This is a genomic window from Clostridium luticellarii (assembly GCF_002995845.1).
Classification (GTDB): domain Bacteria; phylum Bacillota; class Clostridia; order Clostridiales; family Clostridiaceae; genus Clostridium_B; species Clostridium_B luticellarii.
In genome coordinates, this window is the sequence record NZ_PVXP01000022.1 from 25,426 (window position 1) to 47,189 (window position 21,764).

Annotated in this window: 17 protein-coding genes, 1 pseudogene and 2 other annotated features; of the genes and pseudogenes, 15 read left to right on the plus strand and 3 right to left on the minus strand. The window is 38.5% G+C overall.

Features of this window, described 5'->3' with window-relative positions:
• Positions 1 to 122: 122 nt before the first annotated feature.
• Positions 123 to 1,832 (plus strand): ABC transporter ATP-binding protein, encoded by a 1,710-nt coding sequence (locus CLLU_RS09115; protein ID WP_242977532.1) that lies wholly within the window; start codon positions 123 to 125, stop codon positions 1,830 to 1,832.
• A 3-nt stretch (positions 1,833 to 1,835) separates the two neighbouring features.
• Positions 1,836 to 3,683 (plus strand): ABC transporter ATP-binding protein, encoded by a 1,848-nt coding sequence (locus tag CLLU_RS09120; protein ID WP_106009435.1) that lies wholly within the window; start codon positions 1,836 to 1,838, stop codon positions 3,681 to 3,683.
• 25 nt (positions 3,684 to 3,708) lie between these two features.
• Here the strand turns inward: CLLU_RS09120 and CLLU_RS09125 are convergent, their stop codons facing one another.
• Together CLLU_RS09125 and CLLU_RS09130 are read right to left on the minus strand one after the other, a co-directional pair.
• Positions 3,709 to 4,461, minus strand: a complete 753-nt coding sequence (locus CLLU_RS09125; protein ID WP_207655978.1) for a sulfite exporter TauE/SafE family protein — start codon at positions 4,459 to 4,461, stop codon at positions 3,709 to 3,711.
• A 142-nt stretch (positions 4,462 to 4,603) separates the two neighbouring features.
• Positions 4,604 to 5,557, minus strand: a complete 954-nt coding sequence (locus tag CLLU_RS09130) for an NAD(P)-dependent oxidoreductase (protein ID WP_106009437.1) — start codon at positions 5,555 to 5,557, stop codon at positions 4,604 to 4,606.
• 214 nt (positions 5,558 to 5,771) lie between these two features.
• On the opposite strand from CLLU_RS09130, the gene fdhF reads away from it, so the two are divergent.
• From fdhF to leuB, 13 genes are all read left to right on the plus strand, one after another.
• Positions 5,772 to 7,910, plus strand: coding sequence for a formate dehydrogenase subunit alpha (fdhF, locus tag CLLU_RS09135; protein WP_106009438.1), 2,139 nt, complete (start codon positions 5,772 to 5,774; stop codon positions 7,908 to 7,910).
• 157 nt (positions 7,911 to 8,067) lie between these two features.
• Positions 8,068 to 9,333, plus strand: a complete 1,266-nt coding sequence (locus CLLU_RS09140; protein ID WP_106009439.1) for a replication-associated recombination protein A — start codon at positions 8,068 to 8,070, stop codon at positions 9,331 to 9,333.
• A gap of 154 nt (positions 9,334 to 9,487) precedes the next feature.
• Positions 9,488 to 9,931, plus strand: coding sequence for a GNAT family N-acetyltransferase (locus tag CLLU_RS09145; RefSeq protein ID WP_106009454.1), 444 nt, complete (start codon positions 9,488 to 9,490; stop codon positions 9,929 to 9,931).
• A gap of 20 nt (positions 9,932 to 9,951) precedes the next feature.
• Entirely contained in the window at positions 9,952 to 11,103 is a 1,152-nt protein-coding gene (locus CLLU_RS09150) for a transglutaminase domain-containing protein (protein ID WP_106009440.1), read from the plus strand.
• Positions 11,104 to 11,202: 99 nt separating this feature from the next.
• Positions 11,203 to 11,631: a flavodoxin gene (locus tag CLLU_RS09155; protein WP_106009441.1), complete on the plus strand. Its 429-nt coding sequence runs from the start codon at positions 11,203 to 11,205 to the stop codon at positions 11,629 to 11,631.
• Entirely contained in the window at positions 11,624 to 12,250 is a 627-nt protein-coding gene (locus tag CLLU_RS09160; RefSeq protein ID WP_106009442.1) for a DUF3793 family protein, read from the plus strand. The genes CLLU_RS09155 and CLLU_RS09160 overlap by 8 nt, the downstream gene beginning before the upstream one ends.
• 149 nt (positions 12,251 to 12,399) lie before the next feature.
• Positions 12,400 to 13,269 (plus strand): DUF1002 domain-containing protein, encoded by an 870-nt coding sequence (locus CLLU_RS09165; RefSeq protein ID WP_106009443.1) that lies wholly within the window; start codon positions 12,400 to 12,402, stop codon positions 13,267 to 13,269.
• 29 nt (positions 13,270 to 13,298) lie between these two features.
• On the plus strand, positions 13,299 to 14,174 hold the full coding sequence (locus tag CLLU_RS09170) for an NAD(P)-dependent oxidoreductase (protein ID WP_106009444.1): 876 nt from the start codon (positions 13,299 to 13,301) through the stop codon (positions 14,172 to 14,174).
• A 43-nt stretch (positions 14,175 to 14,217) separates the two neighbouring features.
• Positions 14,218 to 14,553, plus strand: a complete 336-nt coding sequence (cutA, locus tag CLLU_RS09175) for a divalent cation tolerance protein CutA (RefSeq protein WP_106009445.1) — start codon at positions 14,218 to 14,220, stop codon at positions 14,551 to 14,553.
• Positions 14,554 to 14,697: 144 nt separating this feature from the next.
• Positions 14,698 to 14,892, plus strand: a binding site (T-box leader).
• Between the two features lie 38 nt (positions 14,893 to 14,930).
• Positions 14,931 to 15,130 (plus strand) — a binding site (T-box leader).
• Between the two features lie 146 nt (positions 15,131 to 15,276).
• Positions 15,277 to 16,812, plus strand: coding sequence for a 2-isopropylmalate synthase (locus tag CLLU_RS09180; RefSeq protein WP_106009446.1), 1,536 nt, complete (start codon positions 15,277 to 15,279; stop codon positions 16,810 to 16,812).
• Positions 16,813 to 16,877: 65 nt separating this feature from the next.
• Positions 16,878 to 18,143, plus strand: a complete 1,266-nt coding sequence (leuC, locus tag CLLU_RS09185; protein WP_106009447.1) for a 3-isopropylmalate dehydratase large subunit — start codon at positions 16,878 to 16,880, stop codon at positions 18,141 to 18,143.
• A complete protein-coding gene (gene leuD / locus CLLU_RS09190; RefSeq protein ID WP_106009448.1) occupies positions 18,140 to 18,634 on the plus strand; it encodes a 3-isopropylmalate dehydratase small subunit in 495 nt (164 codons plus the stop codon). Before leuC ends, leuD begins: the two co-directional genes overlap by 4 nt.
• Positions 18,631 to 19,695, plus strand: a complete 1,065-nt coding sequence (gene leuB, locus CLLU_RS09195) for a 3-isopropylmalate dehydrogenase (protein WP_106009449.1) — start codon at positions 18,631 to 18,633, stop codon at positions 19,693 to 19,695. Before leuD ends, leuB begins: the two co-directional genes overlap by 4 nt.
• Positions 19,696 to 19,720: 25 nt before the next feature.
• Here the strand turns inward: leuB and cooS are convergent.
• Positions 19,721 to 21,587: pseudogene (gene cooS / locus CLLU_RS09200) on the minus strand (anaerobic carbon-monoxide dehydrogenase catalytic subunit).
• Between the last annotated feature and the right edge of the window lie 177 nt (positions 21,588 to 21,764).

Below are 21,764 nucleotides of genomic sequence, written 5' to 3' on the forward strand. Positions count from 1 at the left end.
ATATAGCTATTATACCAGTGTTATATGATATAGTAATATTATATAACATAATTGATGATTTATAATAATTGTCAGTACATTTTAATGTAATAAATTTTTAGGAGTGCATATAATTGAAATTCATGAAAAAATATGTGGATAAATACTGGAAAGGGTTTTTCCTGGCCATATTGTGCCTTACTGTAGAGGCACTGTGTGATTTGATGCAGCCTACCATAATGTCCAAAATAGTGGATGTAGGTGTGGCAGATAAGAATATGGACTATATAGTGAAAAATGGACTGTTGATGCTTGGAATTACAGCATTGGGAGCTGTGGGTGCTTCAGGACGGAACATATTGTCAGGGATGGTATCTCAAAATTTCAGTGCGGATTTGAGGCAGGATCTGTTTAAAAAGGTTCAGAATTTTTCTTTCCAGAGTATTGATAAATTTGAGAGGAGCTCACTTATAACGCGTCTTACAAATGATGTTACACAGGTTCAGAATTTTGTGAACAGCCTTATGAGAATAGCTGTAAAAGCGCCTATCATATGTCTGGGAAGCATTATTATGGCCGCCAGGCTGAATCTCAGGCTTTCAATAATAATATTTGCAGTCATATCACTTGTAGCCCTGCTTATATTTTTGAATATGAAGATGGGGTATCCTTATTTTATAAAGGTTCAGTGTGCTTTGGACAAGGTGAACTCCGTGATGAGGGAATATCTTTCAGGAGTAAGGGTTGTAAAGGCATTTAACAGATCCGATTATGAAAATGAAAGATTTAAAAACTTCAACGAAGATCTGGGCAGATTGTCTATAAAATCAATGAGGTTTATGTCCATATTTTCTCCAGGTATAAATCTGGTTATAAATATTGGAATAGTGTTCGTGCTCTGGATTGGAGGATTATACGTCAACAGCGGGACTATGCAGGTGGGTCAGATAATTGCATTTACAAATTACATGACCCAGATACTGTTTTCCATTATGATCATATCTGCGGTTTTTAATACATTTGTAAGATTCAGGGCCTCTGCAGGAAGAATTTTTGAAATATTTGAAGATGAAAACGAGGGCAGCTCCAATGGATTACTTTCAGATTTTAAGGTAAATGGAAAAATAGAATTTGAAAATGTGAGTTTTTCCTATGGAGATGGGCATAAAGCTGTTGAAAATGTAAGTTTTGTCTGTATGCCGGGAGAGACGATTGGAATTGTAGGGGCGACAGGTTCGGGTAAGAGTACTCTGGTGAATCTGATTCCCAGATTTTATGACACAACCTCTGGTATTATAAGAATTGACGGTGTTGATATAAAGAATATAGATGAAAAGGCATTGAGGGATAAAATAGCTCTGGTGCCCCAGAAAACTATATTGTTTACAGGAAGTGTACTGGAGAATATAAGATGGGGAAAGGAGAATGCTTCTCTGCAGGAGGTAAAAGAGGCTGCAGGGATTGCACAGGCAGATGAGTTTATTTCAAAATTTCCTGAAAAGTATGATACAAGGATCGGCCAGGGGGGAGTAAATTTTTCCGGAGGTCAGAAACAGAGAGTTTCCATAGCAAGGGCAATTGTGAGGAAGCCTTCAGTACTTATACTGGATGATTGTACCAGTGCTGTAGATGCGTCTACGGAAGTTGAAATCAGAAAAAAATTGAAAAATTATTCTGATAAACTGACCTGCATAATAATTGCACAAAAAATAGCTTCTGTAATATCTGCAGATAAAATAGTTGTTATGGATAATGGAAAACTGGCGGGTATGGGCAGACATGATGAGCTTATAAAAAACTGTCAGGTGTATAAAGATATTTTTTTATCCCAGGTTGGAAGGGAGAAAGAGTGATACATGGAGAAAAAATTTAAATATAAAAATAATGTGAGGATGCCATTGGGACCCAGGAGAGGAGGAAAGGGGAGAGGAAGCATCAGGCCGGTTGAAAAGCCAAAAAATTTTAAAAAGACCCTGCTCAGGCTGTGGAAGTATTTTGGCGGTGAGAGAAAGCTTTTACTTTTAATTTTTGTGTTTGTAATATTGGATTCCTTGATATCACTCCTGGGACCTTATTTTATAGGAAAATCCATTGATGCCATGTCCGGGTTGAAATCCATGGTGGATTTTCACCTGCTTTTTACAACGATTCTGCTGCTTCTGTTTACGTATGTATTGGATGGGCTGCTGACTTTTTTTCAAGGATGGCTTATGGCTGGGGCGGCACAGAGGATAATAGTGGAACTTAGAAAAAACTTATTCAGCAAGCTTCAGAAGATCCCCATATCTTTTTTTGATAAAAATACCCATGGTGAAATAATGAGCAGACTCACCAATGATATAGAAAATGTGAGCTCCACCATATCCCAGTCCACTACCCAGCTTATGTCGGCGGTAGTAACTGTGCTGGGTTCCTTTGTGATGATGCTTGTTCTGAGTCCTGTTCTGACTTTTGTAAGCCTTATTACAGTGCCGCTGGTATTTTTACTTACTAAAGCCATAGCAAAGAATACCAGCGATTTGTTTAAAGAGCAGCAGACACAGCTTGGAAAGCTGAATGGGAATATTGAGGAGAGTATATCCGGTATTCAGGTAGTGAAGGCCTTTAACCGGCAGCAAAAAATTATAGATGAATTTGCTGAGATCAATGACAGTCTATGCAGGGTGGGCTTGAAAGCTCAGATATTGTCAGGCTTTTTAATGCCCATTATGAATGTGATAAACAATATAGGATTTGCTGCGGTTGCATGGGTAGGAGGCATCCTGGCCGTAAAGAATATTATAACCGTGGGAATTATAGCCAGCTTTTTAAGTTATTCCAGACAATTTACCAGGCCTCTAAACAGTATAGCCAGTATATTCAATACTCTTCAATCTGCAGTGGCAGGTGCAGAAAGGGTGTTTGACATACTGGATGAAAAGGAGGAATTGAAGGATTGTCCCGGGGCAAAAGTGATTCAAAACGCCAGAGGCCATATTGTTTTTGAAAATGTATGTTTTGGATACAGACGGGATGTGGAAATATTAAAAAATATAAATTTTGAAGTGAAATCTGGTACCAGTGTGGCTTTGGTGGGTCCTACAGGAGCAGGCAAGACCACTATTGTAAATCTGCTCAATAGATTTTATGATGTATCCTGCGGGAAAATTTTCCTTGACGGAGTGGATATAAGGAAATATACCAGGGACAGTCTTAGAAAATGTTTCGGCATAGTTCTTCAGGATACTTATCTTTTTACAGGCACTATATTTGAGAATATCAGGTATGGAAGGCTGGATGCAGATTACTCTCAGGTAAAGAGGGTTGCAGAGTCAGTTGGTGCGGATAAATTCATCGAAAGACTTCCTAAAGGATATAATACTGTGCTTCAGGAAGGGGGAAGCAATTTAAGTCAGGGTGAAAGGCAGATAATATCCATAGCAAGGGCCGTGCTTTCAGATCCTTCCATACTTATTCTGGATGAAGCCACCAGCAATATAGATACCAGAACGGAAATTGGGATACAGAAAGCTATGCGCAAGCTTGTGAAAAACAGAACCAGTTTTATTATTGCACACAGACTGAGTACTATTAGGTATTCTGATATTATAATGGTAATATGTGACGGGAAAATAGTGGAATTGGGAAATCATAAGGAGCTCATAGATAAAAGAGGTGTTTACTATGATATGTACTATAAACAGCTTATTCAGCCGGACCTATAGAAATATGGAAAATACACAATCCAATTTACTTGATAATACCATAGAATATTTTCACAGCAAGGCACAGGGATATGGTTATAAATATCGGCTTTATGAGTTTGGAACCTTTTAAAATGGCTGTGCTGGCGCCTAGTCTGGATCCTATTATCATGGAAATGGCTGCAGGTATGCCAAGTCTGTAGTCGATTTGTCCGTTTATTAAAAATATTGACAGGGATGTTATGTTGCTGGTGAAATTTAGAATCTTTGAATTTCCGCCGGCACGCACAAAATCGAAATTAAAAATGTATATGAGTCCGAATATTAGAAATGAGCCTGTGCCCGGCCCAAAAAAGCCATCGTAAAATCCCAGGGAAAATGCCAGTAAAATACCCCAAAATACGGACTTTTTCTTTAATGCCTTGAATTTGTTTTCCATGCCTATATTTTTAGAAAATATGCTGTAGGTGCTTACCAGCAGTAAAAGTACTACAACTATGGTATTTAAGTATTCAGTGTTGATATTTAACATTGTGTGGGTACCTATTACGGCTCCTGCCAAAGTAAAGGGAACTAGAAATTTTAATATTTTGGAGTCGACCTTGCCGGATTGTGCAAATTTTATGGAGCTGGTAAAAGAAGCGCAGGTTGACGAAAATTTATTTGTACCCAGTGCCATATGGGGAGAAATACCTGTCATCAAAAAAGCCGGGAGGCTTATCAATCCTCCACCTCCTGCTATGGAATCCACAAATGCGGCTAAAAATGCCGCGATACACAGCAGTGTAATTTCTATTATCATCATAATACCCCCTAGGCAATATAAAGTGTCAAGCTATAAATACTTTTTAAATTATAGAACCGTATACTTTAAAAATCAACCTGTAAATTATTATTTATTCTGGTTTTGTCTATAATAAAAAATAAAATACGGTGAACAGCTAGCTGTTCACCGTATTTATTGGATTCTTCTCTATGAAAGCTTTGATATTATTTCCCAGGAGTTCTACGAGTCTCTGTCTCGTTTCAACACATTTACATCCTATATGGGGAGTCAATATGACATTTTTCATGGAAAAGAGGGGATTTTTTACATCAAAGGGCTCCTGTTCCTGTACGTCTAAAGCTGCACCTGCAATGGTTTTATTCTGCAGTGCTTTTATCAAATCCGTTTCGTTTATTATGGAGCCTCTGGCAGTATTTATAATGAATGAAGTTGGTTTCATAAGTTTCAATTTATCCTTGTCTATAAGATATTTTGTATCTTTAGTAAGTGGACAGTGAATTGTTACAAAATCGCTTTTGCGTAAAAGTTCATGGAGAGCAACAAATTTCACGTTGTCAATTGGTTTAATGCTTCTGTTGTATACCAGTACCTTCATACCAAGCTCCAAAGCTGTTTTTATTACACGCTGTCCTATGGCACCTGCACCAATTACCCCCAGGGTTTTACCTTTTATTTCAAAATGAGGTACCTGCAGATCCCTGGTAAAATTACTGAAATCCCTTTGAGTCAGCATTACCTGCTGCAGTGCCAGAGAGGAGCATAAATTCAGCATGAAAGTGATTGTGAGCTGGGCTACTGCATTTGTGCTGTATCCGGGTACATTGCATACCGTGATATCTTTTTTCCCTGCAGCTTCTATATCTATATTGTTGTATCCTGTACCGGCTTCGCAGATAAGTTCTACAGAAGGCGGGAATCTGTCTATTAAATCTCTGCTTAGAGGAAGTTCCTTGGTCACTACGATATTTTGATTTTTTACTCTTTCAAGAATTTCATCTTCAGTACTTCCATCATATAATGTAACTTTAGTGAATTCATTCAAGATGGAAAAATCAATTCTGTCATCAAAATTTATCTTCCTGGAATTTAAAAATACAGTGTTTTTCATTGATATCCTCCCTGTTATTAAATGCTTAAATTCAGTATAACTTTTGTGAAAATTGCTGTCAAATCGTTTACCATATTTGTGATCATCGTATAATATTATCAAATTTAACCATGGGTGTAGTATAAATATTTTTTATATATTTTGAAATAAGTGTCTATTAGTTGTATTATTATAATTGGGAATATTCAAAATATAGTTTAATGGGGTAATTATTATGGAAAATAAAATTTTAACTGTGTGTCCTTACTGTGGAGCTGGATGCAGACTGTATTTAGTTGTCGAAAATGGAAAGATAAAAAGAGCTGAGCCTGCACAGGGTAGGACTAATGAAGGAAGTTTATGTCTTAAAGGTTATTATGGATGGGATTTTCTAAATGATCCTAAAATACTGACTTCTAGAATAAGAAAACCTATGATAAGAAAAGATGGAGAACTTAGAGAAGTCAGCTGGGATGAAGCTATAAAATATACATCTGGCAGGCTTACGGAAATAAAAGATAAATATGGCCCTGATGCTATAATGGGGACAGGCTGTTCCAGGGGGCCGGGCAATGAGGCAAATTATATTATGCAGAAATTCATGAGAGCCGTTGTGGGAACAAACAATGTGGATAATTGTGCCAGAGTCTGTCATGGTCCCTCTGTAGCAGGGCTTGCCAAGGTGCTTGGCAACGGAGCTATGTCCAACAGCATTCCTGAAATTGACAATGCGGATTTGATTTTTATTTTTGGGTATAACCCGGCGGAATCTCATCCTATAGTTGCCAGGAGGATAATAAAAGCAAGGGAGAAAGGTGCGAAGCTGGTAGTTGTCGATCCGAGAATAACGGAAAGTGTCAGAATTTCAGATCTATGGCTTCCGCTGAAGGGCGGTACCAATATGGCACTTGTAAATGGTTTTGCAAATGTTCTCATAAACCAGGGGCTATATGACAAAGATTATGTTGAAAAGTATACTGAAGGCTTTCAGGAGTACAATAAAATATTGAAAAAATATACGCCTGAATATGTTGAAAAAATATCGAAAGTACCTGCGCAGAAGATAAGAAAAGCCATGGAAATGTATGCAGCTGCTAAAAATCCTATGATACTCTATGGTATGGGAGTATGTCAGTTTGGCCAGGCTGTGGATGTAGTAAAGGGACTGGCTTCACTTGCTCTTCTTACAGGAAATTATGGAAGGCCCAGTGTGGGCATAGGACCTGTCAGAGGACAGAACAATGTGCAGGGTGCCTGTGACATGGGTGCACTTCCCAATGTTTTCCCCGGATACCAGAGTGTAACTGATGAAAATATAAGGAAGAAGTTTGAAAAAGCCTGGGGAGTTGAAAAACTTCCGGACAAAATAGGATATCACTTAACTGAAGTGCCTGAATTGGTGCTTAAGGAGCATAAATTGAAGGCATATTATATAATGGGAGAGGATTCAGTTCAAAGCGATCCTAATTCCAATGAAATGAAAAAAGCTTTAAAGGAATTGGAGTTTGTAGTAGTTCAGGATATATTCATGAACAAGACAACCTTATATGCAGATGTGATACTGCCAGCCACCTCCTGGGGTGAGCATGAGGGAGTGTACAGTTCTGCAGACAGGGGACTTCAAAAGTTCAACAAGGCAGTTGAACCGGTTGGAGACATTAAGCCTGACTGGCAGATAATCTGTGATCTGGCTTCAGCTATGGGATATGAAATGCATTATAACAATACAAAGGAAATATGGGATGAGATGAGAGGACTTTCTCCTAAATTTGCAGGTGCAACTTATGAGAAAATGGAGAGCTTAAATGGTGTTGTATGGCCCTGTCCTACTGAGGATCATCCAGGTACTCCGTATCTGTACGAAAATAATGAATTCAGTACTCCAAGCAAAAAGGGTATTTTGTTTGCTTCAGAATGGAGACCTACACAGGAATCACCTGACAGTGAGTATCCGCTAAGTTTATGTACTGTAAGGGAAATAGGACATTACTCGGTGAGAACTATGACGGGAAATTGCCGTGCCCTTCAACAGCTTGAGGACGAACCAGGCAAAATATGGATAAATCCTGAAGATGCCAAAAAACTCAATATAAAAGACGGACAGCTGGTCAGAGTATCTTCCAGAAGAGGTTCGGTGATGAGCAGGGCCTACGTTACAGACAGGGCACTGAGGGGTTCTACTTATATGACTTATCAGTGGTGGATAGGAGCATGTAATGAACTTACCGTGGATAACCTGGATCCTATATCGAAAACTCCTGAGTACAAATACTGTGCAGTGAAGGTGGAGCTAATAGAAGATCAGGATAAAGCCGAGGAACAGCTGAGGGAAACTTATAAAAACATCCGTAAAAAAATGGGAGCATTGAGTTAAAGTATTGAATAATTATTGTGATTGAGGCAGTGTGGTGGAAAGTATTTTAAAAACTTTCCACCATTTTTATGTGGGAAATCTACATGTTATTGAATTCTGCCTCTATAGGTATATAATAAAAATCATTATATGTTTTAATATCGTAGGAGGTGAAATTATGAAGCCGATGGCAGAATTGATGAGGCCGCTTTCACTGGATGACTTTGTGGGTCAAAGTCAAATACTTGGCAGGGGAAAACCCCTATACAATCTCATAGTCAAAAAAATGATACCAAATTGTATATTATATGGACCGCCGGGCACTGGTAAGACCACATTGGCCAATATCATGGCAAATTATATGGATAAAAAGTTCTATAAACTCAATGCCACCACTGCATCATTGAAAGATATACAGAATATTACTTCCAGCCTGGATAATTTACTCAATTATAAGGGTGTTGTCATTTACATAGATGAACTGCAGTATTTCAACAAAAAACAGCAGCAGGCCCTGCTGGAATTTATTGAAAACGGGAAAGTGACGCTGATAGCAAGTACAACTGAAAATCCCTACTTTGCCATACACAAAGCTATTTTGAGCAGATGTAATGTGTTTAGGTTTTTGCCGCTGACCGTTGATGAGATAATTGTGGGATTGGAAAGGGCATTGGGAAAATTGACGGAGGAAGGTATAAAAATCAAATATTCTCGGGATGCCCTGAAATATATAGCTGAAAGTTCTCAGGGTGATTATAGAAAGGCCTACAATATACTGGAATTGGCAGTTAATTCCCAGATGGAGCAGAATAAGGAGATATCGGCGGAATATGTAGAAAAATTGGAACAGTCGCATATGAGAGCTGATTCCAGTGGTGATGAATTCTATAATATTTTAAGTGCACTTCAGAAAAGTATCAGGGGGAGTGACCCGGATGCATCCGTTCATTATCTTGCAAGACTTATAAAGGCAGGTAATATGCTGGCAATAACTCGAAGACTATCGGTAATTGCTGCAGAGGATATAGGACTGGCTTATCCTAATGCTCTTTCAGTGGTGAATTCAGGGCTGGAGCTGGCTTTGAAGGTGGGATTTCCTGAAGCTAGAATAATACTTTCTGAGATTGTAATATATCTGGCTACCCTTCCCAAATCGAATAGTGCATATGCTGCCATAAATTCAGCCATGGAGGATCTTACGCACACCAATGTAGGTGATGTGCCGGATCATCTGAAGGATTCTCACTATGGCGGAGCCGGCAGATTGGGGGTAAAGGGATATAAATATCCACATGACTATCGCAATAATTATGTAAGTCAGGAATATATGCCCAGGGAGTTGAGAGGAAAAAAATACTATATTGCCCAAAACAACAGATATGAAGATAGCATCAAAAAATATTGGAATTCAGTTAAAAAGGTTTCTGAATCAGGTGACTCCTGATTTTAGATAATAACAGTAATTATCTCCTGACTTAAGAAGCTGGGAGTATTAACAATGCCAGCATCTGGATAAATAAAGAATCTGTTATTTGAATAATCTCAAAAAGAAATATATACTTATATTGTTGGTACTTAATGGGATTGGAGATGATTCTGTGATAAGAAAAGGAAAATTGAGAGATCTGGACACAATTGTAGAATACAACTACAATTTGGCAAAGGAAACGGAAAATTTAGAATTGGACAAGGATATTTTAAAGAAAGGTGTGGAAAAAGCCCTATCGGATGATAAAAACGGAGTATACTTTGTCTATGAAAAAGATGACATGGTAGTGGGACAGATGATGCTGACCAGGGAATGGAGTGACTGGAGAAATGCAAATTATTGGTGGATACAGAGTGTTTATGTGAATAAGGACTACAGAGGACAGGGTATATATAAAAAATTATTTGGATATGTAAAATCTGCTGCGGATTCAGAGGATAATGTATACAGTTTGAGACTCTATGTGGAGAAAAACAACGAAAGAGCAAAACGTACCTATAAATCCCTTGGTATGGATGAAACCTATTATCTGGTGTATGAAATAAAAAAATAATGATTTTATGGAGAGATATTATGTTTAAAAAATTATATAAAATTTTATTGGTATTTTCTGTGATGCTGATATTATTTGCTGGAAACAGGTGCTATGCAGCTGAAAATTATGAAATTTGGGACAATAGTTCCCTTTTCAGTGTAGATAAAGGTAAAACATGGACTGTTAACTTTAATAAAAATGTTGATATAAATTCAGCTGAAAATTCTATCAAGGTATATGAACAGGACAATAATCAGCTTGTACAAATTAATGTGGCAGGTCTGCAGCCTAATTCCATAAGGATTTCACCTAAAAGTCCGTATGTGCCGGGAAAAAATTATGTTCTTGTGATAGAGGACACCCTAAAATCCACTGAAGGAAAACAATTGGGTCAGGGAGTAAAATACAATTTTACAGTGGATGAGAATACTTCTCAGGATGGGATTTCAATACAAAATTATACACAGTATTATGATGCATTAAAAGAAGCGTTGTCGAATTATAGAAGCAAATTGGTCTTGAACATAGTGAATTATGATAAAAATACTTATGATTTAAAAGTCATAGATGATGTACTCAATGACAATCCCAATTTGCGTGATTGGTATTTAAGTGCAGAAGCCAATCTGGAGGGCAGCAGTTCTGTAAAGATGAGTATTGATTTTAAATACAGCGATACCAAGCAGAATTTGATGAAGAAGGAAAGTGAATTACAGAATAAAGTTTCAGAAATAGTGGACAAGGTTACAGATCCCGGCATGAAAGATTATGAGAAGGAACTTGCACTTCATGATTATGTAGTAAATAATGCCGATTACGATCAGAGCGTAGATATCCCGGATGATTCCTATACTGCCTATGGCATTTTAATGAAGGGTACCGGTGTCTGTCAGGGTTATGCAGATGCAATGAACAGACTTCTTACAGCAGCCGGCATAGAGTGTAAAATGGTTATAGGAAAAGCAAATGATGGCAATGGATGGATAGATCATGCCTGGAATATAGTGAAGATACAGGGTAAATATTATCAACTTGACTCTACCTGGGATGATCCTGTTATGAATGATGGTTCTCATTTACTTTCCCATGCCTATTTCAACATAACGGATGCTCAAATTGCCAGGAATCATATATGGAACAGGACGGAATATCCTCAATGCAACAGTATTTTTGAAAACCAGATCTCATGACAAAAAATGTCAAGGGGTCTGACCCTTGACAATTACAAGAAATAATCATATCATATAATTGAAAATGATTATCATTATTATTTATATGAGGTGACCAAAATGAGCAAAGTAAATATTATTTATTGGAGCGGAACGGGTAATACAGAATCCATGGCAAATTTGATAGCAGAAGGTGTAAAGGAAAAAGGAGCAGAAGTAAATGTATTGAATGTTTCTGAGGCATCTGCCGATGATGTGAAAAATGCAGATGTGGTTTTGCTTGGATCTCCTGCCATGGGAGTTGAAGTAATTGAGGAGGAGGAAATGGATCCTTTCGTTGAATCCATATCATCCTTTGTATCCGGCAAGAGGATAGGATTGTTTGGATCTTATGGCTGGGGATATGGAGAGTGGATGAGAAATTGGGTTAAAAGAATGGAAGACTACGGTGCAGATGTATTGAACGAGGGATTGATTGTAAATGAAGCACCGGAAGGAGAAAAGGAAGAAGACTGCAAAAATTTTGGAAGGCAAGTGTTAGATGAATGAGAACAATTTTACAGGTTTTATCTTTGAAGAAGATGATGAAAAAAAGTACATGATGACACTTATAACTTACAGCATATCTCCTACCATATCAGGATATAAGCCTGCTTCCATAATCAATATTTCTAATAAATATAAAAGCATGTATGATCTGTGGTGCAAATATGGAGAAGAATATATGAGCGGCATAAATTTAAAGGCCTTTAAAATTTTTAGTACTGACAGCTCATTGATACTTTTATTTTACAATGAAGTATTTTTATCCAGAGTGTTATTTTGTAAGGATAATATGGATTTTCTAAATAAATTCGGATATTCCAGCGATATGTCCTTGTTAGACAGTTTAAATTTGCTGAAAGAAAGGTACAGAAGCAGCTGCTGTCCCCATGAGATGGGAATTTTCCTGGGAATACCTCTTCCAGATGTAAAAGATTTTATGTATGGGAATGATAAAAAATGTGTATGCTGCGGATATTGGAAAGTATATAATGACAGAGAGCAGGCATTAAAAACTTTTGAAAATTACAACCGGTCGAAACATAATTTTATAAAATTGATTAGAAAAAAGATGGAGATTGTTAAAGTTGTAAAAATGCTTTCCTCTGCTGCTGCAGAAATCTGACAGGTAGATAGAACTGCTGTTTTTCCAGAGCAGTTCTATTTTTACATGTAAATTTTATACTTTGTTTATAATTTTACACTTCTTTTATTAATAAATATAGTATATTATATTTAATGATATGTACTTTTTAAAAAAAGGAGTTTTGAATCATGAAGATTAAAACAATTTTCAGTAAATTTGTAATTGCACTTATGGTTCTAACATTGACTGCATCTTTTGGAAGTGTAAGAGTCTATGCAGATGCCTATAAAGTTGTAACTTTAGGTGGGGATCTCACAGGTGAACAGAAAGAGGATATGCTTAAATACTTTGGAGTTACCAGACAGGACGCAAATATTATAGAAGTGAATATAGATGAAGAGAGAAAATACCTGGGGAATGTTGCTACCAGTGAGCAGATAGGTACTAAATCCATATCCAGTTCTTACGTAGAACCAACTTCAAGCGGAGGCCTCAATGTGAGCACCAACAACATATACTGGGTGAGCAGCAGTATGATAAAAAATGCACTTATAACAGCAGGAATAAAAAATGCCAATGTAAAAGTGTCGGCTCCTTTTAATGTGTCGGGAACTGCAGCACTTACTGGAATTTTGAAGGGATTTGAAAATAGCAGCAGCGGAAATAAAATTGATGAAGCTAAAAAGCAAGCTGCAAATGACGAGTTGATGACCACAGGAAATCTTGGGGATAAAATAGGAAAAGACAAAGCCGCAGGCCTTATAAATGATATTAAAACCCAGGTAGTGAAAGATAAGCCCAAGACAGATGAAGAAGTGAGACAGATAGTTGAAAATGTGACCAATAATTATAATTTAAATTTGAGTACAGGTGATATTGATAAAATAACTGCGCTTATGACAAAAATAAATGGATTGAATCTGAATTTTGGTGATATAAAAGGACAGCTGAGCAGTGTGGCGGATCAACTAAAGGGAAGTTTGTCCAGCGCGGAAACACAGAATTTTTTCCAGAAGATAATAAATGCAGTTAAACAATTTTTCTCGAATCTTTTTTAAAATAAAATTAAACAGAGGTGGGTTGTTATATGAAAGATGGTAAACCAATTATAGGATTTATTGGATTGGGAGTAATGGGAAACAGTATGGCATCCAATATTTTAAAAGGCGGTTATGACTTAGTTGTTTATAACAGAACAAAGTCAAAGGGGGATAACCTGGTTGCACAGGGGGCAGAATGGAGAGATGATCCAGCAGGTGTTGCCAGAGAATCGGACATTATCATCTCAATGGTGGGATATCCCGATGACGTAGAGGAGATTTATTTTGGAGAAAATGGAATAATTAAGAATATAAAAAGGGACGGCATAGTAGTGGATATGACCACCTCCAGGCCATCTCTTGCAAAGAAGATATATGAGGAAGCCAAGAAGAAAGGCGTGTATTCTCTGGATGCCCCTGTTTCAGGAGGAGATATAGGGGCCAGAAATGGCGTGCTTTCAATTATGGTTGGCGGAGATGAGAAAATATTTAAGAGAGTTCTTCCGGTTTTCAGGCTTATGGGGAAAAATATAGTATGGCAGGGAGCAGCAGGTGCAGGACAGCATACCAAAATGTGCAACCAGATAGCTATAGCGGGGAATATGATGGGAGTATGCGAAACCATGGCATATGCCAGGAAGTCCGGTCTGGATCCTGAAAGGGTTCTTGAAAGCATAGAAACAGGTGCGGCTGGAAGCTGGTCCTTAAGTAATCTGGCCCCAAGGATGATAAAAGGAGATTTTGAACCTGGATTCTATGTAAAACATTTTATAAAAGACATGAACATAGCCTTAAGTGAAGCTGAAAATATGAATCTGGATACCCCGGCGCTGAAACTTGCAAAGTCTCTTTATGATGAACTGGAAAAACAGGGAAAGGGCAGCTGCGGTACCCAGGTGCTCTACAAATTAATAGACGGTTAGTCTGGATTGAGCTTTTTTAAGATTATTGAGGGGGATTTGAAAATTGGACTGTGAAGTATTTAAAATAGAGACATTTATACCGGAAGGGTATGTTGAAGCTCTGAGGGAAAGCCTGAACTCAATTGGAGCTCTCACCATTGGAGGAAGTTATGATAATTGCATGTCTGTTTCAAAGGTTACAGGCTACTGGCGTCCTTTAAAGGGAGCAGATCCATTTTTGGGAAATGTGGGAGAAGTGAGCAGGGAGACAGAATGTAAAGTTGAATTTTGCTGCAGGAACAATATTGTAAAAGAAGCTGTAAATGCTATAAGAAAAGTGCATCCCTATGAAGTACCTGTTATAAATGTAATTCCTCTTGCCAACCTCACTTCTATGTAAAAATAGATATGCAAATATGACTTTATAGTCCAAGCTGCTTTCGAGGATAATGAATCACAGGGCAAACGCATGGGTAAATAAATTTTAAAATAGCTATTGACATTATGAACAACTTATATTATACTTACTAACATAAATTATGATAGAAAAACTTAGATAGGGAACAGTAGATGTGATATATTTTTAAGAGAGCGGGAGCAGGTGAAAGCCCGTAAATATTACATGTTGAACTCGCCCTGGAGTTGCAGGCTGAAATAATAGTAGGCTGTGCCGGCAGATGCCGTTAATGAATTGAGTGCAAAATTGGGTGGTACCGCGAACAGATTTCTCGCCCCATGGGAAATCTGTTTTTTATATTAACTTTTAAAAATGAATATAAACAAGCTGTGATGGGAAATAGTAGATATGATTTCTATTTTAAAGAGAGCAGGAAAATGCTGAAAGCCTGTAAATAGTATCTGTTGAACTCGTCCTGGAGCTGTAGGCTGAAATATATAGTAGGCTTTATCGGCAAAAACCGTTAAATAATTGAGTACAAAATTGGGTGGTACCGCGAAACAGACTTCTCGCCCCATAAGGAAGGCTGTTTTTTATTTGTCCAATTTTAAAAGAAAGAATATTTTTACTTTTCAAAAAAGTTTTTAACTGGCCAGTTAAACTTATGCAGTGAAAATAGTGGAGTGATTTGATGAATTATGAAAATAGAAATGGAGGATAATTGTTATGACAGATAAAATATATGTTTTTGACACTACGCTTAGGGATGGAGAGCAGACACCAAAGGTAAGCCTGAATATGAAAGATAAATTGAGTATTGCAAGACAACTTGAAAAATTGAATGTAGATGTTATAGAGGCTGGTTTTCCAGCAGCTTCCAATGGAGATTTTGAAGCAGTCAGGGCTGTGGCGGAACAAATACATGGACCACATATAGTGGCACTTGCAAGAGCTTTGAAAAATGATATACAATCTGCCTGGAATGCAATCAAGAACGCTGAAAAACCGAGGATTCATGTCTTTATAGCAACCTCTGATCTTCACATGAAATATAAGCTTAAAATGGAACCGGAGGAAGTTTTAAAAAAAACAACAGATATGGTGTCATATGCCAAAAGCCTTTGCCCCAGTATAGAGTTTTCTCCAGAAGATGCCACGAGGACCAGACCGGAATTTTTGTACAGAGTACTGGAAGCTGCCATAGATGCCGGTGCGGATGTAGTGAATATACCGGACACCGTAGGATATTCCACTCCAAGCCAGTATGGCGCATTCATAAAAGCTGTCAAGGACAATGTACCCAATATAGACAAAGCCGTCATAAGTGTCCATTGTCACGATGATCTGGGGATGGCCGTGGCCAACTCTCTGGCGGCGGTGGAAAATGGTGCAAGGCAGGTTGAATGTGCTGTAAACGGCCTGGGAGAGAGAGCGGGAAATGCGGCGCTTGAGGAAATAGTAATGGCAATCAAAACGAGGTCCGATCTTTTTAACTGTCATACGGACATTGTAACAGAAGAATTGACAAGAACCAGCAAGCTGGTAAGCCATGTAACAGGAATGCAGGTTCAGGGAAACAAGGCTGTAGTAGGTACCAATGCATTTGCACATGAATCCGGTATACATCAGCATGGAGTTTTAAATTGCAGGGAAACTTATGAAATCATGACTCCTGAGTCTGTTGGATTAAAAAAGAGTTCCATAGTACTTGGAAAGCATTCGGGTAGACATGCTTTTGTCAAGCGCCTTGAGGAGCTTGGATACAGCAACTTGAATGATGAAAAGATAAATGAAATTTTCGAGCAGTTTAAGGATCTGGCCGATAAGAAAAAGGATGTTTCCGATGAGGATATAGAGAGTCTTGTAAAAAATGAAATATTTCAGGTACCTGAAGAATTTAACTTGAAATACTATCAGGTTTCTACAGGAAACACTACTGTGTCCACATCTACTGTCAGGCTGGAGTTTGAAGGCAAGAGTGTAAGCGAAGCTTCCTGTGGAGACGGTCCGGTAGATGCCACCTTTAAGGCAATTGAAAAAGCTGCTGGAATTAAAGTCAAGTTGAATGATTATTTTATAAAGTCGGTGGGATATGGCAAGGACGCACTGGGAGAAGCCACTGTAAAAGTGGAGAAGGATGATAAAATTTTCTCGGCAAAAGGTCTCAGCACTGATATAGTGGAAGCCAGCGCAAAAGCTTTTGTAAATGCCATGAATAAAATTCACTATGAAAATTCTGCGAAGAGAGCTTCAGTTTATTGATCTGTCAGCGGCTCTAGAAGGACTGGAAATCACTTGATTTAAAATTTTAATAGGAGTTGATATAAATGGGTATGACAATGACACAGAAGATATTGGCCCGCCATGCAGGAGAAAGTGCTGTAAAAGCTGGGCAATTGATAAAAGCCAGATTGGATTTGGTGCTTGGAAATGACATAACCACCCCTGTGGCAATAAAGGAATTCAATAAAGTTGGAGCCAAAGAAATCTTTGACAGGAATAAGGTGGCCATTGTGCCGGATCATTTTACACCAAATAAAGATATAAAGTCTGCACAGCAGTGCAAATTTGTAAGAGAGTTTGCCAGAAAGATGGAGGTGAAAAATTATTTTGAGATAGGGCAGATGGGAATTGAGCATGCACTTATTCCCGAAAAAGGTCTGGCAGTATGTGGAGATGTAATAATAGGTGCTGATTCACATACATGTACCTATGGTGCCCTTGGAGCTTTTTCCACGGGAGTTGGAAGTACAGATATGGCTGCAGGAATGGCTACCGGGGAAGCCTGGTTTAAGGTGCCTCCGGCAATAAAATTTGTACTTGATGGAAAACTGCCCGAATGGGTAAGCGGAAAGGATGTTATTTTACACATCATAGGAATGATAGGAGTGGACGGAGCCCTTTATAAATCCATGGAATTTGCAGGCAGGAGCGTAGGTGAACTTTCCATGGATGATCGTTTTACCATATCCAATATGGCAATAGAGGCAGGAGCTAAAAATGGAATTTTCTCTGTAGATGAAAAGACTGTGGATTATATAGAAAAACATTCAAAAAGAAAGTACAGTGTGTACAAAGCAGATGAAGATGCGGAGTATGAAAAAATCATACACATAGATTTATCTGAAATCCGTCCTACAGTGGCATTTCCGCATATTCCTGAAAATACCAGAACCATTGATGAAGTCGGGAATATAGAAATAGATCAGGTGGTAATAGGTTCCTGTACCAATGGAAGAATAAGTGATTTGAGAGCTGCAGCTGGTGTTTTAAAAGGCAGGAAAGTAGATAGAAATGTAAGAACCATCATTTTTCCTGCCACCCAGCATATATACCTGGAGGCTCTAAGAGAGGGACTCATAGAGATATTTATAGAAGCAGGTGCCATAGTTAGTACTCCTACCTGCGGGCCCTGTCTTGGAGGGCACATGGGTATACTTGCAGAAGGTGAGAGGGCGGTATCCACTACAAACAGAAATTTCGTGGGAAGAATGGGACATGTAAAAAGCGAAGTTTATCTTGCAAGTCCGGCAGTAGCTGCAGCTTCTGCAGTAATGGGCAGAATTGCATCCCCGGAGGAGGTGGTAAAATGATAGAGGGAAAAGTGATTAAATATGGAGACAATGTGGATACAGATGTTATAATACCGGCTAGATACTTGAATACCAGTGATGAAAATGAACTCGCCTCACACTGCATGGAGGATCTGGATAAAAAATTTCCTTTAAAGGTTAGGAACAATTCCATACTTGTGGCAGGGAAAAACTTTGGATGCGGATCTTCAAGAGAACATGCACCTATAGCCATCAAGACATCGGGGATCAAATGTGTGATAGCGGAGACCTTTGCGAGGATATTTTTTAGAAATTCCATAAACATTGGCCTTCCCATAATTGAATGTAAGGCTGCGTCTATGGAGATAGAAGAAAATGATGAAGTATCCGTTGATATAACTTCAGGTGTAATAATCAATATTAGTAAAGACAAAAAATACAATGTTGCTCCATTTCCTGAATTTATGCAGAAAATTATAAAATCCCAGGGGCTTATAAATTATTTGAAGGAAGAGGTGAAAAACAAGTGAAGATAGCTATTATAGCAGGAGATGGAATTGGCAGTGAAATAATCGAACAGGGGAAAAAGGTATTGAGGACTGTTGCTCATAAATATAATTTTGATTTTGAACATAAAGATGTACTTCTAGGGGGAAGTGCAATAGATGAAAAAGGGGTTCCGCTGCCTGAAGAAACTGTGGAAATTTGTAAAGAAAGTGATGCAGTACTTTTGGGTGCAGTTGGAGGACCTAAATGGGATAAGCTTCCCGGAAATTTAAGACCGGAAGCCGGACTCCTTGGCATAAGGAAGGCATTGGGGGTATTTGCAAACCTCAGACCTGCCATATTGTTTCCGGAGCTTGCAGGATCGTCCAATTTGAAGTCTGAGGTTCTGGGAAATGGGCTGGACATAATGATAGTCAGGGAACTGATAGGAGGAGCCTACTTTGGAGATAAAAACAGGATAGATATAGAAGGAGGCAAAAAAGCTTGGGATACCATAGCTTATACAAGCTTTGAAATAGATAGAATCGCCAGAAAGTCCTTTGAAATAGCCAGGAAAAGAAATAAGAAAATTACATTGGTAGACAAGGCCAATGTACTTGAAAGCTCAAAGCTGTGGAGAGAGGTTGTAGAGAAAATTTCCACTGAATATGAGGATGTTGAGATCAACTATATGTATGTAGACAATGCTGCAATGCAGCTCATAAGAGATCCCAGACAATTTGATGTGATTCTTACTGAAAACATGTTTGGAGATATACTGAGCGATGAGGCTTCCATGCTTACCGGTTCTCTTGGAATGCTTCCTTCTGCCAGTGTCAGAGGTGATTCTTTTGGCCTCTATGAACCGGTGCACGGTTCTGCACCTGATATTGCCGGACAGGACAAGGCAAATCCAATTGGCACAATCATGAGCGCTGCAATGATGCTCAAATACAGCTTTAACATGACAGCTGCTGCGGAGAATATAAAAAATGCGGTGTCTCAAGTTCTCAAAGAGGGCTACAGAACTTTGGACATTGCTTCTGAAGGTACTAAAGTTGTTGGAACAGAGGAAATGGGAGATATAATATGTAAGGGGGTCTGACCCCCTTACAAAATTTGTCAGGGGGTCAGACCCCTATTTTTTTTCTTCTTTCAAGTATAATTCCTTCTAATTTATCCGCAGCTTTTACCACGTCATCCTCTATTATGAGCTTGCCGCCTGTGAGATTTGTCATATCTTCGGTGAGGACTTTTGTGACGACTTTGCTTCCGCCTATAAATGGAGAGATGGCCAGGTGAAGCGGAAGCCCAAGTGCAAGTCCGAAGCTTCCGTCTGCAAGAGCCTGCTCTTCCAGCCATTGAGGTGCTGAAAGTACAAGCGGCAGCTGGGGAATATCTATATTCAGGTATTCTGCCAGTTCTTTGGCTACAATTTCAAGTCTTCCTATGGCGAGGCAGGGACCAAAATTTAGTACAGGCGGTATTCCGAGACTTGTACATACTTCTTTTAAGCTGTCTCCTGCAAGTTCTGCAGCTTTAGGGGACATTAGACCTACATTTTCAAGGCCGCCGCTGGAACAGCCTGCAGACAGGACAATTATGTTTCTCTTTATGAGCTCCTTTGCAAGCTCCACTGTAAATACGTCATGGCCTTTGGCAGTTAGATTTGAGCAGCCTACTATACCAGCCACACCTTTTATTTTACCTGCAGCAATCAAATCCACCAGAGGTTTCCAGCTGCCGCCTAAAAATTCTCTAAGCGAAGTTTCACTTAAGCCGGTTATAACATCATCAAAACCGTGATTTCTTGGGATGTTCATTTTAATTTTAGGTCTTCTTTCCCTGTAGCTTTCAAGTGCCGTATCTATAATATGGCTGCTTATCTTATCTTTGTCCTCAAAGGAGTACTCCACATATTCAGCATTGGGTTTTTTGCTCACATCATCCAGACATATCATCTTAACGAGAAACTTGTCAGCTATGGGTTCTATACCTGGAAGGGTACAGTTGAATTCTGATATTATGGCGTCTATGCCTCCTGTAGCTATAAGTGCTTCACTTGTGAAATTATTCCCGGCATGTCCTGAAAAAACATCAGTGTAGTATTTGCCCCTCAGCTGCAAATCCTGTCCTACGCAGGTACAGCCTACCAATTTGAAGCCTTTTGCACCCACTGCCTGTGCCTTTTTTACAACTTCAGGCTTTGTTAGTTCTTCTTCAAGATGGGAGATTATGGACTGCTGATGACCTGTTATCATTAAATTTATATAATCCGTATCTATGACTTTAAAACCAACCTTTGCAGGCCTTATGGCAGGTTCGCCTAAAATTATGTCATTTAATAAATTGGTAAGAGTGAGTCCGTAAATTCCAGTGGATATTCCAAGCTTCAAACAGGTCAAGAGCATATCCACAGGATCACTGTTCAGATTTGTGGAAGTTTTTACTATGCCATCAAAAACTTCCGACTTGGCACCTCCCGGCATTATATTTAATTTTTGCCAATTATCCAGTCTGGGGGTATAGCCCAGCTCATTTACAATTTCCATTTTTTCAAATTTGGGTTTGTACAGATCTTTTAGTACCAGATCAGCTACCAATATGGCTTTTTTATGAGGATCTGATTCTGTTATGCGATAATCTGTCAAGTGCATGAATCCCCTTTATCTCTCCACCGGTTTTTCCAAGGGATTTTAAGTTTCTTGCCGTATTTTCGAGCACATGAATGTAGCAGCCGCTGCCTGCAGCTACAGCTCTTAGAAAGTTTCTTGCCACTATGGTGTCTGCATTGGCACCACATACCCCCTTTGGAGCTTTAGGGGTTATTCTACAGGGACCATTGGCACATAATTTACAGCATATTCCCAGCTGCCCAAAATTACATTTGATTTTCTGGCTGTCCATTCTGTGGTGAGAAGTTTCCACATCATCTAAAGAGTTTATAAAATTCTGAAGAACCTTGTCTGCTGATTCACAAATTTTGCTGTTTGACATAATAAAACCTCCAAATTATACTATTTTGGTATACTTTTAAATTATTTAAAAACACTAAATACAAACGTACACATAGTGTGATTTGAAATAGTGAAAAAATAATTACAACTATTAAAATATTTTGGGTTCCATATTTGTGACGGCTTTAAATAACATTTAAAAATACTTGTATAATAC

Bases quoted from the DNA above. Each gene is read 5' to 3' on its own strand.
- CLLU_RS09115 (WP_242977532.1), top strand. From the start codon at position 123: ATGAAAAAATATGTGGATAAATACTGGAAAGGGTTTTTCCTGGCCATA.
- CLLU_RS09120 (WP_106009435.1), top strand. From the start codon at position 1,836: ATGGAGAAAAAATTTAAATATAAAAATAATGTGAGGATGCCATTGGGA.
- CLLU_RS09130 (WP_106009437.1), bottom strand. From the start codon at position 5,557: ATGAAAAACACTGTATTTTTAAATTCCAGGAAGATAAATTTTGATGAC.
- fdhF (WP_106009438.1), top strand. From the start codon at position 5,772: ATGGAAAATAAAATTTTAACTGTGTGTCCTTACTGTGGAGCTGGATGC.
- CLLU_RS09140 (WP_106009439.1), top strand. From the start codon at position 8,068: ATGAAGCCGATGGCAGAATTGATGAGGCCGCTTTCACTGGATGACTTT.
- CLLU_RS09150 (WP_106009440.1), top strand. From the start codon at position 9,952: ATGTTTAAAAAATTATATAAAATTTTATTGGTATTTTCTGTGATGCTG.
- CLLU_RS09155 (WP_106009441.1), top strand. From the start codon at position 11,203: ATGAGCAAAGTAAATATTATTTATTGGAGCGGAACGGGTAATACAGAA.
- CLLU_RS09160 (WP_106009442.1), top strand. From the start codon at position 11,624: ATGAATGAGAACAATTTTACAGGTTTTATCTTTGAAGAAGATGATGAA.
- CLLU_RS09165 (WP_106009443.1), top strand. From the start codon at position 12,400: ATGAAGATTAAAACAATTTTCAGTAAATTTGTAATTGCACTTATGGTT.
- CLLU_RS09170 (WP_106009444.1), top strand. From the start codon at position 13,299: ATGAAAGATGGTAAACCAATTATAGGATTTATTGGATTGGGAGTAATG.
- CLLU_RS09180 (WP_106009446.1), top strand. From the start codon at position 15,277: ATGACAGATAAAATATATGTTTTTGACACTACGCTTAGGGATGGAGAG.
- leuC (WP_106009447.1), top strand. From the start codon at position 16,878: ATGGGTATGACAATGACACAGAAGATATTGGCCCGCCATGCAGGAGAA.
- leuD (WP_106009448.1), top strand. From the start codon at position 18,140: ATGATAGAGGGAAAAGTGATTAAATATGGAGACAATGTGGATACAGAT.